Origin of the sequence: Pseudomonas sp. CM25 (assembly GCF_013179705.1) — a bacterium.
GTDB lineage: Bacteria > Pseudomonadota > Gammaproteobacteria > Pseudomonadales > Pseudomonadaceae > Aquipseudomonas.
In genome coordinates, this window is record NZ_JABMCW010000034.1 from 16,721 (window position 1) to 28,497 (window position 11,777).

The 11,777-nt window shown below is 66.4% G+C and carries 3 protein-coding genes; 2 read left to right on the forward strand and 1 reads right to left on the reverse strand.

What is annotated here, in order from left to right:
- Positions 1-403 precede the first annotated feature (403 nt).
- Positions 404-1,582 (reverse strand): NO-inducible flavohemoprotein, encoded by a 1,179-nt coding sequence (gene hmpA, locus HP546_RS06270; protein ID WP_172221190.1) that lies wholly within the window; start codon positions 1,580-1,582, stop codon positions 404-406.
- A 154-nt stretch (positions 1,583-1,736) separates the two neighbouring features.
- Here hmpA and norR point away from each other — a divergent pair, with 154 nt between their 5' ends.
- Positions 1,737-3,290: a nitric oxide reductase transcriptional regulator NorR gene (gene norR / locus HP546_RS06275; RefSeq protein ID WP_172221193.1), complete on the forward strand. Its 1,554-nt coding sequence runs from the start codon at positions 1,737-1,739 to the stop codon at positions 3,288-3,290.
- 191 nt (positions 3,291-3,481) lie between these two features.
- The coding region (locus HP546_RS06280; RefSeq protein WP_172221217.1) for an Ig-like domain-containing protein at positions 3,482-11,777 on the forward strand (8,296 nt) is incomplete at its 3' end.

The following is an 11,777-nucleotide window of genomic DNA, read 5'->3' on the forward strand; positions in this document are numbered from 1 at the left end:
GTCTACACGCTGGGGCAGGGCCTTGGAGCGTGCCGAGGAAGCGGCGTGATAGCACTGCGCAGGGCTATCCGGTGTGGCTGAGACCGGCCGCAACGAGGTCGGTTCAACGTCGGGCGGCAAAAAACGGCTGCCCGGGTGCCGCGCAGGGGCGAGCCCCTCGACACCCGGGAGTGAAGGATACCGTGATTAAAGCAGGATTAAAGGTGAAAGCTGGGTGGGCGGTTTCATCTCTCTTTATATATAGGCAGGAAGGAGAGGTGCGGCCCAGCCACTGAGAATGCATAAGCCTGCACCGGCCCTATCGCCGGCAAGCCAGCTCCCACAGGGAACGCACAGGTCCTGGGGCCTGTGGTGTGCCTGTGGGAGCTGGCTTGCCGGCGATAGGGCCAGTACAGGCACTACATCACTCCAAGGCAGCCGCCGGCCCGAAGAACTCGTAGCGGCTCTGCTGCTCGGGCACACCCAGGCCCCTCAGCTGGCGCTTGACCGCCGCCATGAAGGCCTTGGGCCCAAGGAAGTAGGCATCCACGTCACGCTCTTGCGGCAGCCACTCGGCCAGCAGGTCTTCACTCAGCAGGCCCACTGCATCAGCCTGATCAGCACTGTCCTGCTCGGCATAGCAGTAGAAGCGCTTGAGCTGCGGGTGACGTGCGGCCAGCCCGTCGACCCAGTCACGGAAGGCATGCACGGCGCCATTACGCGCACAGTGGATGAAATGCACCTCACGCTGCGTTTGCAGTGCGGCTTGCAGCATCGCCAGGGTCGGGGTAATGCCCACACCACCGCTGATCAGCACCAGCGGCTTGTCGCTGGCAGCCAGGGTGAAGTCACCCGCCGGCGGGAACAACAGCACCGTCTCGCCCACCACACATTCATCGTGCAGGTAGCTGGAGACCTTGCCGCCCGCTTCGCGTTTGACGCTGATGCGGTATTCCTTGCCATCGCACAGCGCCGACAGGGAATAGTTACGACGCTGCTCGGCACCGTCTATGTCCAGCTTCAGGCCAATGTACTGGCCAGGCTCGGCCTTGAGCACCGGTTTGCCATCCACCGGGGCGAAATGGAACGAGACGATTTCGCTGCTTTCCTGCTCACGGCGCACCAGGCGGAATTCGCGAGTACCGCGCCAGCCGCCGGCGGCTTCTTCCTTCTGTTTATAGAGGTTTTCTTCGGCCCCAATCAGGATATCGGCCAACTGACCATAGGCCGCGCCCCAGGCTTCGATGACTTCGGGGGTGGCGATTTCCTTGCCCAGCACTTCCTCGATGGCACGCAACAGGCAGCTGCCGACGATCGGGTAGTGCTCCGGCAGGATCTGCAGGGCAACATGCTTGTTGATGATCTGCCCCACCAGGCCGCCCAACTGCTCCAGCTGGTCGATATGCCGGGCGTACATCAGCACGCCATTGGCCAAGGCCCGCGGCTGGTCACCACTGGCCTGGTGCGCCTGGTTGAACAGCGGGCGTACCTGCGGGTACTCGCTGAGCATCATCTTGTAGAAGTGGGTGGTCAGCGCTTCGCCGCCGGTTTCCAGCAGGGGGACAGTGGCCTTGATGATTGCACGTTGTTCGGCATTGAGCATTGCAGCAACTCCTGAGCCTGAGGCTTCAAATGACTGCCTGTGCCATTACAGCAATCGTGCCAACTTTTATCCCCAGCAAAATCAGGGGTGTGATGGGGGCCGTGTCAAAACGACCCGCTCGAGCGTATAGTCATATCGACCAACAGGAGTCCATATGACTACAAAGCCACTGCTTACCGCCCTGCTGCCGCTGGTCAGCGACCTGTCGCGCGACTTGCCCGACCAGGAGCGCTACCGCCGCCTGTTGCAGGCCATGCGTTCGCTGTTGCCATGCGACGCCGCCGCGCTGCTGCGCCTGGACGGTGAGTGGCTGGTACCACTGGCGGTGGACGGCCTTAGCCCCGACACCCTGGGTCGGCGCTTCCGGGTCAGCGAGCACCCGCGCTTCCAGATTTTGCTCAGCCGCCCGGAGCCTACCCGTTTCGCCAGCGACTCGGACCTGCCAGACCCCTACGATGGCCTGGTCAACGCAGCCGATGCCCACCTTGAAGTGCATGACTGCATGGGCTGCCCTTTGATGGTCGATGAGCGCCCCTGGGGCCTGGTCACCCTCGATGCCCTCACCCCCGGGCAGTTCCAGAGCCTGGAGCTGGAATCCCTGCAGGCCTTCGCCAGCCTGGCCGCGGCCACAGTTACCGTGGCCGAGCGCATCGAGCACCTGGCGCTACGCGCCGAAGACGAACACCACCGCGCCGAAATTTACCGCCAGGCCAGCGGCCAGGATAAAGAGCTGATCGGCCAGAGCCCTGCCCACAAGCGCCTGGTGGAGGAAATCCGCCTGGTCGGCGGCAGCGACCTGACCGTACTGATTACCGGTGAAACCGGCGTCGGCAAGGAACTGGTGGCCCAGGCCCTGCATCAGGCCAGCACCCGCGCTGACAAGCCGCTGGTCAGCCTCAACTGCGCCGCCTTGCCGGACACCCTGGTGGAAAGCGAGCTGTTCGGCCATGTGCGCGGTGCATTCACCGGCGCGCACGGTGAGCGCCGCGGCAAGTTCGAACTGGCCAACGGCGGCACGCTGTTCCTCGACGAAGTGGGCGAGTTGCCGCTGACGGTGCAGGCCAAGCTGTTGCGCGTGCTGCAAAGCGGCCAGCTGCAGCGCCTGGGTTCGGACCGCGAGCACCGCGTGGACGTGCGCCTGATTGCCGCCACCAACCGTGACCTGGCAGCGGAAGTGCGCAATGGCAACTTCCGCGCCGACTTCTATCACCGGCTCAGTGTGTATCCGCTGCACGTACCGCCATTGCGCGAACGTGGCCGCGATGTGCTGCTATTGGCGGGGTACTTCCTTGAACAGAACCGTTCGCGCCTGGGCCTGAACAGCCTGCGCCTGAGCAGCGAAGCCCAGGCCGCGCTGCTGGCCTACGACTGGCCAGGCAATGTGCGGGAACTGGAACACCTGATCGGCCGCTCGGCGCTAAAAGCCATGGGCCAGCACCCGGAACGGCCGCGTATCCTGACGCTTGAAGCCACCGACCTGGACCTGCGCGTGGCGACGACCACGGGCGCCCTGCCCTCCCCCGCAGCCCCGCCTGCAGTGCTATCCCTGCCCGAAGGCGGGCTGCGCGAAGCGCTCGATCTCTACCAGCGTCAGGTGATCGAGGCCTGCCTGCAACGGCACCAGGACAACTGGGCAGCGGCTGCGCGAGAACTGGGCCTGGACCGCGCAAATCTGAGCCGCCTGGCCCGCAGGCTGGCGCTTCGCTGAGGCCTCTCTACCAAAGGATTAACCCAGAAAGCCATCTGGTTGCTTCCCGCCTGGCTGCTATATCTCCCTAACCACCCGAATCTCGACTAGCCGGTCGAGGCTGTGCTCAACGCCCGGTAAAGGGCTCTGTTGCGCCGGTTGTGGCCCGAATAGTTCGGGCCGGGGGATCCGCATACCAGCAGGGAGCATCCATGGACAACATCGTCGTCGCCGATAAGCAATCCGCAGTCGCCACCCAGAACGCCTTTGGCAACATCACGCTTAACGGACCGGGCGTCGTACAGATGCCTGTGGCCCCTGACCAGGTAGCCACCGTCACCCAGCGCGGGCAAGACCTGATCGTCACGCTGAAGTCGGGTGAAAAAGTGACTATCGGCAACTTCTTCGCCGTGGACCAGGCCGGGGTTGGCAGCGATATTGTCTTTGTCGGCGAAGACGGCACCCTGTGGCATGCCCAGTACGATGCGGCGGCGTTTACCGGTTTCACCTTCGAAGACGTGGCCTCGCTGGACGAGCTGGTGGCGGGTATCGGCAGTGCCGGTAGCGCCATGCCCACCTGGGCGATTGCCGGGCTCAGCCTGCTCGGTGTCGGCGGTGCGGCAGCGGCGGCCGATCACAGCGGTGGCGGCAGCAGTAGCGGATCAGAGCCGGGCGACACCACGCCACCGGCCACACCGATCGACCTGCTGGTATCCCCAAATGGCCTGCGCCTGACCGGGCGCGGCGAAGCCGGCAGCACCGTGAACATCCGTGATGCAGCCGGCAACCTGATCGGCAGCGGCACAGTGGCTGCCGATGGCAGTTTCGATGTTGCGCTCAACCCGCCGCAGATCAACAGCGAGAACCTTGACGTCACCCTGACCGATGGCGCCGGCAATGTCTCGGCGCCCGGCACCGTCACGGCCCCGGACGCCACGGCACCACTGGCCCCGACCGAGCTGGCCATCGATGGGCAGGGCAGCACCCTTACCGGGCGCGCCGAGCCCGGCTCGACAGTTTCCGTGCGTGGCGCCGGCGGTGTGCTGCTGGGCACGGCGGTCGCGGGTGCAGATGGCCAGTTCAGCATCGCCCTGCAACCACCGCAAACCGATGGCCAGGCCCTGGAAGTGAGCGCCGCCGACGCAGCCGGCAATACTTCACCGGCCGCCGGCATCACTGCCCCGGACGTCGACACCCCTGATACCACCGCCCCAGACCAGCCCACCGACCTGGCCCTGGCCAGCGGCGTCACCCTCACCGGCCGTGGGGAGCGCGGCGCCACCGTGCAGGTTCGCGATGCGGCCGGCAATATCATTGGCACTAGCCTGGTCAACGCCGACGGCACCTTCAGCCTGACCCTGGCGCCTGCCCAGGCCAACGGCGAAGCCCTGGATATCCGCCAGGTGGATGCCGCCGGCAACAGCTCGATTCCTCTGGAATTCACCGCGCCCGACATCACCCCGCCCGAAGCCGTCACCGACATTCTGGTCGGCGCCGGGGGAACGGCCCTGAGCGGCCGCGGTGAACCCGGTGCCACCGTCGAAGTGCGCGATGCCGATGGCAACCTGCTGGGCCGTGGAGTGGTCTCCGCCAACGGCACGTTCCTGCTCGAACTCGACGTGCAGGCCGGCGAACACCTGAGCCTCGTGCAGACCGACCCAAGCGGTAACGCATCGGTCGCCGTCGAGTACGATGTGCCGCTGACCTCTGCTCCGGACAGCCCGAGCAACCTGGCCATCGATGCCGACGGCACCACCCTGACCGGTACTGCCCCGGCTGGCAGCCGCGTCGAAGTGCATGATGCCAACGGCACCCTGATCGGCAGCGCCGTCGCCAACGCCGATGGCAGCTTCACCATCGAGCTCAACCCCGCCCAGGCTAATGGCGAACTGCTGGATGTGGTCGCGATCGATGACAGCGGTCTTTCCTCGCTGCCGGCCCAGGTCACCGCTCCGGACATCACTGCCCCTGCTGCACCAACCGAACTGGCCGTCAGCGCTGACGGTACCGTCCTGACAGGTCGCGCCGAACCCGGCAGCACCGTACGGATCGTGGCCGCCGATGGCACCGAGATCGGCACTGCCGTCGTGGGTGCAACGGGTGTATTCAGCATCACCCTTGACTCACCACGGGTAGACGGCGAAGTGCTGCAAGCTACCGCCTCCGATGCCGCAGGCAACACTTCAGAAGCCAGTTCGGTCACTGCACCGGACATCGACGGCGGCGACACCACGCCACCTGAGGCGCCTGTCGATCTGGTGATCGGCCTGGCCGGCAGCCAGCTCAGCGGTCGCGGCGAAGCCGGCAGCACCGTGCAAGTGCATGACGCCGAGGGCAATACCATCGCCACCGGCACTGTCGGCGCCGACGGCACCTTTATCATCGCATTGGCGCCTGCCGTAATTGACGGCAGCGCCTTGCAAGTCACCCTGACCGATGCTGCTGGCAACGTGTCGCAGCCGGGCTCGGTAACCTCGGCGGACTTGTTGCCGCCAGCTCAACCAACCGAACTGGCCCTGGCCGATGGCGTGACCTTCACCGGTCGCGGCGAGCCGGGCGCTACCGTGCAGGTGCGCGATGCTGCCGGCACCCTCATCGGCACTGGTGTAGTGGGTGCGGACGGGCTGTTCAGCCTGACCCTCTCCCCTGCCCAGGCCAACGGCGAAGCCGTGGATGTACGCCTGGTGGATGCCGCCGGCAATACCTCGGCGCCGCTGCAATTCGAGGCACCGGACATCACCCCACCCGAGGCGGTGAGCAATATTGTCGTCGGTGCCGCTGGCCTCGCCCTGAGCGGGCGCGGTGAACCAGGTGCCACCGTCGAAGTACGCGATGCCAGCGGCAGCGTGATCGGCACCGGCGTGGTCGGTGCCAACGGCACCTTCCTGATCGACCTGGATCCGGCCGCCCAACCCGGCGACCAACTGAGCCTGGTGCAGACCGACCCAAGCGGTAACGCCTCGGTCGCCGTCGAGTACGATGTACCGCTGACCACTGCACCAGACAGCCCAAGCAACCTGGCCATTGATGCCGACGGCACCACCCTCACCGGTAGCGCACCCGCCGGCACCCGCGTGGAAGTCCACGATGCCAACGGCACCCTGATCGGCAGTGCCATCGCCAACGCCGATGGCAGCTTCACCATCGAACTCAACCCCGCCCAGGCCAATGGCGAACTGCTGGATGTGGTCGCGATCGATGACAGCGGTCTCTCCTCGCTGCCGGCCCAGGTCACCGCTCCAGATATCACTGCCCCTGCTGCACCGACCGAACTCGCTGTCAGCGCTGACGGTACCGTGCTTACAGGCCGCGCCGAACCCGGCAGCACCGTGCGGATCGTGGCCGCCGATGGCACCGAACTCGGCACTGCCGTCGTGGGTGCAACGGGTGTGTTCAGCATCACCCTTGACCCGCCGCAAGTGGACGGCGAAGTGCTGCAAGCTACCGCCTCCGATGCCGCAGGCAACACTTCAGAAGCCAGTTCGGTCACTGCACCGGACATTGACGGCGGCGATACCACGCCACCTGAGGCGCCTGTCGATCTGGTGATCGGCCTGGCCGGCAGCCAGCTCAGCGGTCGCGGCGAGGCCGGCACCACTGTTCAAGTGCGTGACGCCGAAGGCAATGTCCTGGCCACTGGCACGGTAGGGTCGGATGGGACCTTTGTGCTGGCCCTGGACCCCGCCGTCGTGGACGGCAGCACCCTGCAAGTTACCCTGACCGATGCGGCGGGCAATGTTTCTCAACCGGGCTCCGTGACCTCGGCCGACCTGCTGCCGCCCGCTCAACCCACCGAACTGGCCCTGGCCGACGGCGTGACCTTCACCGGTCGCGGCGAGCCAGGCGCTACCGTGCAGGTGCGCGATGCAGCCGGCACTATCATCGGCACCGGCGTGGTGGGTGCGGATGGCCTGTTCAATGTCACATTGGCGCCCGCCCAAGCCAATGGCGAAGCCCTGGACGTACGCCTGGTGGATGCCGCCGGCAACACCTCGGCACCACTGCAATTCGATGCACCGGACATTACCCCGCCCGAGGCGGTGAGCAACATCATGGTCGGCGCCGGAGGCCTGGCCCTGAGCGGCCGCGGTGAACCAGGCGCCACCGTCGAAGTACGGGATGCCAGCGGCAGCGTGATCGGCACCGGCGTGGTAGGTGCCAACGGCACCTTCCTGATCGACCTCGACCCGGCCGCCCAACCCGGCGACCAACTGAGCCTGGTGCAGACCGACCCAAGCGGCAATGCGTCCGTGGCCGTCGAATACGATGTACCGCTGACCACCGCTCCGGACAGCCCTAGCAACCTGGCCATCGATGCCGACGGCACCACCCTGACCGGTACCGCACCGGCTGGCACCCGCGTCGAAGTCCACGATGCCAACGGCACCCTGATCGGCAGCGCCATCGCCAACGCCGATGGCAGCTTCACCATCGAACTCAACCCCGCCCAGGCCAATGGCGAACTGCTGGATGTGGTCGCGATCGATGACAGCGGTCTTTCCTCGCTGCCTGCCCAGGTCACAGCTCCGGACATCACTGCCCCTGCTGCACCAACCGAACTTGCTGTGAGCGCTGACGGTACCGTGCTTACAGGCCGCGCCGAACCCGGCAGCACCGTCCGCATCGTGGCCGCCGATGGCACCGAGATCGGCACTGCCGTCGTGGGTGCAACGGGTGTGTTCAGCATCACCCTTGACCCGCCGCAAGTGGACGGCGAAGTGCTGCAAGCTACTGCCTCCGATGCCGCCGGCAACACCTCTGTCGCCAGCTCGGTCACCGCGCCGGATATCGACAGCGGCGACACCACGCCACCTGAGGCGCCTGTCGATCTGGTGATCGGCCTGGCCGGCAGCCAACTCAGCGGTCGCGGCGAAGCCGGCAGCACCGTGCAAGTGCGTGACGCCGAGGGCAATATCATCGCCACCGGCACTGTCGGCGCCGACGGCACCTTCGTCATCGCCTTGGCCCCTGCCGTAATTGACGGCAGCACCCTGCAAGTTACCCTGACCGACGCTGCTGGCAATATTTCGCAGCCGGGCTCCGTGGCTTCCGCCGATCTGCTGCCGCCGGCTCAACCAACCGAACTGGCCCTGGCCGATGGCGTGACCTTCACCGGTCGCGGCGAGCCGGGCGCTACCGTGCAGGTGCGCGATGCCGCCGGCACCCTCATCGGGACTGGTGTAGTGGGTGCGGACGGGCTCTTCAGTGTCACATTGGCGCCCGCCCAGGCCAACGGTGAAGCACTGGACGTGCGCCTGGTGGATGCCGCCGGCAACACCTCGGCACCGCTGCAATTCGATGCACCGGACATTACCCCGCCCGAGGCGGTGAGCAATATCGTGGTCGGCGCCGGAGGCCTGGCCCTGAGCGGCCGCGGTGAACCGGGTGCCACCGTCGAAGTACGTGACGCCAGCGGCAGCGTGATCGGCACTGGCGTGGTCGGTGCCAACGGCACCTTCCTTATCGACCTCGACCCGGCCGCCCAACCCGGCGACCAACTGAGTCTGGTGCAGACCGACCCAAGCGGCAATGCGTCCGTGGCCGTCGAGTACGATGTGCCGCTGACCACCGCTCCGGACAGCCCGAGCAACCTGGCCATCGATGCCGACGGCACCACCCTCACCGGTACTGCCCCGGCAGGCAGCCGCGTCGAAGTGCATGACGCCAACGGCACCCTGATCGGCAGTGCCATCGCTAATGCCGATGGCAGCTTCAGCATCGAGCTCAATCCAGCTCAAGCCAATGGCGAACTGCTGGATGTGGTCGCGATCGATGACAGCGGTCTTTCTTCGCTGCCTGCCCAGGTCACCGCTCCGGACATCACTGCCCCTGCTGCACCGACCGAACTGGCCGTCAGCGCCGATGGCAGCGTCATCACCGGCCGCGCCGAGCCAGGCAGCACCGTGCGCATCGTGGCCGCCGATGGCACCGAACTGGGCACTGCCGTAGTCGGGCCGACCGGCGTATTCAGCATTGCCCTGGAACCCGCACAAGTCGACGGAGAGGTGCTGCAAGCGACCGCAACCGATGCCGCCGGCAACACCTCGGCGACCAGCGCAGTTACCGCGCCGGACATCGACGGGGTTGATACCACACCACCGGCAGCGCCGACTGATCTGGTAGTCGGCCTGGCCGGCAGCCAACTCAGCGGCCGCGGCGAAGCCGGCAGCACCGTGCAGGTCCGTGACGCCGAGGGCAATATCATCGCCACCGGCACTGTCGGCGCCGACGGCACCTTCATCATCGCCTTGGCCCCTGCCGTAATTGACGGCAGCACCCTGCAAGTCACCCTGACCGATGCGGCGGGTAATATTTCGCAGCCGGGCTCGGTAACCTCGGCTGACTTGTTGCCCCCTGCCCAACCAACCGAACTGGCCCTGGCCGACGGCGTGACCTTCACCGGTAGCGGCGAGCCGGGCGCTACCGTGCAAGTGCGTGATGCAGCCGGCACTATCATCGGCAGTGGCGTGGTCAACGAAGACGGCACATTCAGCCTGAATCTGTCCCCTGCCCAGGCCAACGGCGAAGCTTTGGACGTACGCCTGGTGGATGCCGCCGGCAACACCTCGGCACCGCTGCAATACAACGCCCCGGATATCACCCCACCGAATGCCGTCAGCGATATCCTGGTAGGCCAGGGCGGCACGGCCCTGAGTGGCCGCGGCGAAGCCGGCGCCACCGTGGAAGTGCGTGATACCGATGGCAACCTGCTGGGCCGTGGCGTGGTCACCGCCAATGGCACTTTCCTGATCAGCCTGGATCCGGCCGCACAACCTGGCGAGCAGCTGAGCCTGGTTCAGGTCGACCCAAGCGGTAACGCTTCGCTCGCCTTCGAATACGAAGTGCCGCTCACTACCGCCCCGGTCAGCCCGAGCGGTCTGGTCATTGATGCCGATGGCACCACCCTCAACGGGACTGCCCCTGCCGGCAGCCGCGTCGAGGTGCACGATGCCGGCGGTGCACTGATCGGCACCGCCACGGCCAATGCCGATGGCAGCTTCAGCATCGAGCTCAACCCTGCTCAAGCCAACGGCGAACTGCTGAATGTGGTGGCGATCGATGTCGACGACGTGTCTTCGTTGCCGACGCAGATCAACGCTCCCGATATCACCGCACCGGCCGCCCCAAGCGATCTGGCCGTCAGCGCTGATGGCAGCGTCATCACCGGCCGCGCCGAACCGGGCAGCACCCTACGTGTTGTGGCCGCTGATGGCACCGAGCTGGGCACGGTGGTGGTCGGCCCTACCGGCGTATTCAGCATTGCCCTGGAACCCGCCCAGGTCGACGGCGAGGTGCTGCAAGCGACCGCAACCGATGCCGCCGGCAACACCTCGGCGACCAGCGCAGTCACTGCGCCGGATATCGATGGGGTCGATATCACGCCACCGGCAGCGCCGACTGACCTGGTAGTCGGCCTGGCCGGCAGCCAGCTGGCCGGTCGCGGCGAGCCCGGTGCCACCGTGCAGGTTGTGGATGCCGCAGGCAATGTACTGGCCACCGGCACCGTTGCGGCGGACGGCAGCTTCACCATCACCCTGGACCCTGCCGTGAATGACGGCAGCGCGTTGCAAGTGACCCTGGCCGATGCCGCCGGCAACGTGTCGCCACCCGCTTCGGTCAATTCCCCGGACCTGCAGGCCCCTGCGCAGCCCATCGAGCTGACCCTGATCAACGGCGTCACCTTCACCGGGCGCGGTGAACCCGGTGCCACCGTGCAAGTGCGCGATGCCGCCGGCACCGTGATCGGTACCGGCCTGGTCGGCGCCGACGGCCTGTTCAGCCTTTCCCTTTCGCCTGCCCAGGCCAACGGTGAAGCACTGGACGTGCGCCTGGTGGATGCCGCCGGCAACACCTCGGCGCCGTTGCAATTCGATGCACCGGACATCACACCGCCCGAGGCGGTAAGCGACATCATCGTAGGCGCCGGTGGCCTCGCCCTGAGCGGCCGTGGTGAACCAGGTGCGACCGTCGAAGTGCGCGATGCCAGTGGCAGCGTGATCAGCACCGGTGTGGTGGCGGCCAACGGCACCTTCCTCGTCGACCTCGATCCGGCAGCCCAGCCGGGTGAGCAACTGAGCCTGGTGCAGAGCGACCCAAGCGGTAACGCCTCGCAGGCACTGCAGTTCGAAGTGCCGGCCACTACCGCCCCAGCCAGCCCAAGCGATCTGGTCTTCGCCGAAGATGGCAGCAGCATCAGCGGTACTGCACCTGCCGGCACCCGCGTGGAAGTACATGATGCCAATGGCACACTGCTCGGCAGCGTGGTCGCAGGTGCCGATGGAAGCTTCACCGTGGCACTTGACCCGATTCAGGCCAATGGCGAACTGCTGGACGTGGTGGCGATCGATGATGAGGGAGTTTCGTCCCTGCCAACGTCGATCAGCGCACCGGACATCACCGCACCGGTCGCCCCGAGCGAACTGCTGATCAATGGCGACGGCACCGTGGTCACCGGCCGTGCCGAAGCCGGCAGCACCGTGCGCGTGCTGGCAGCCGACGGCACCACCG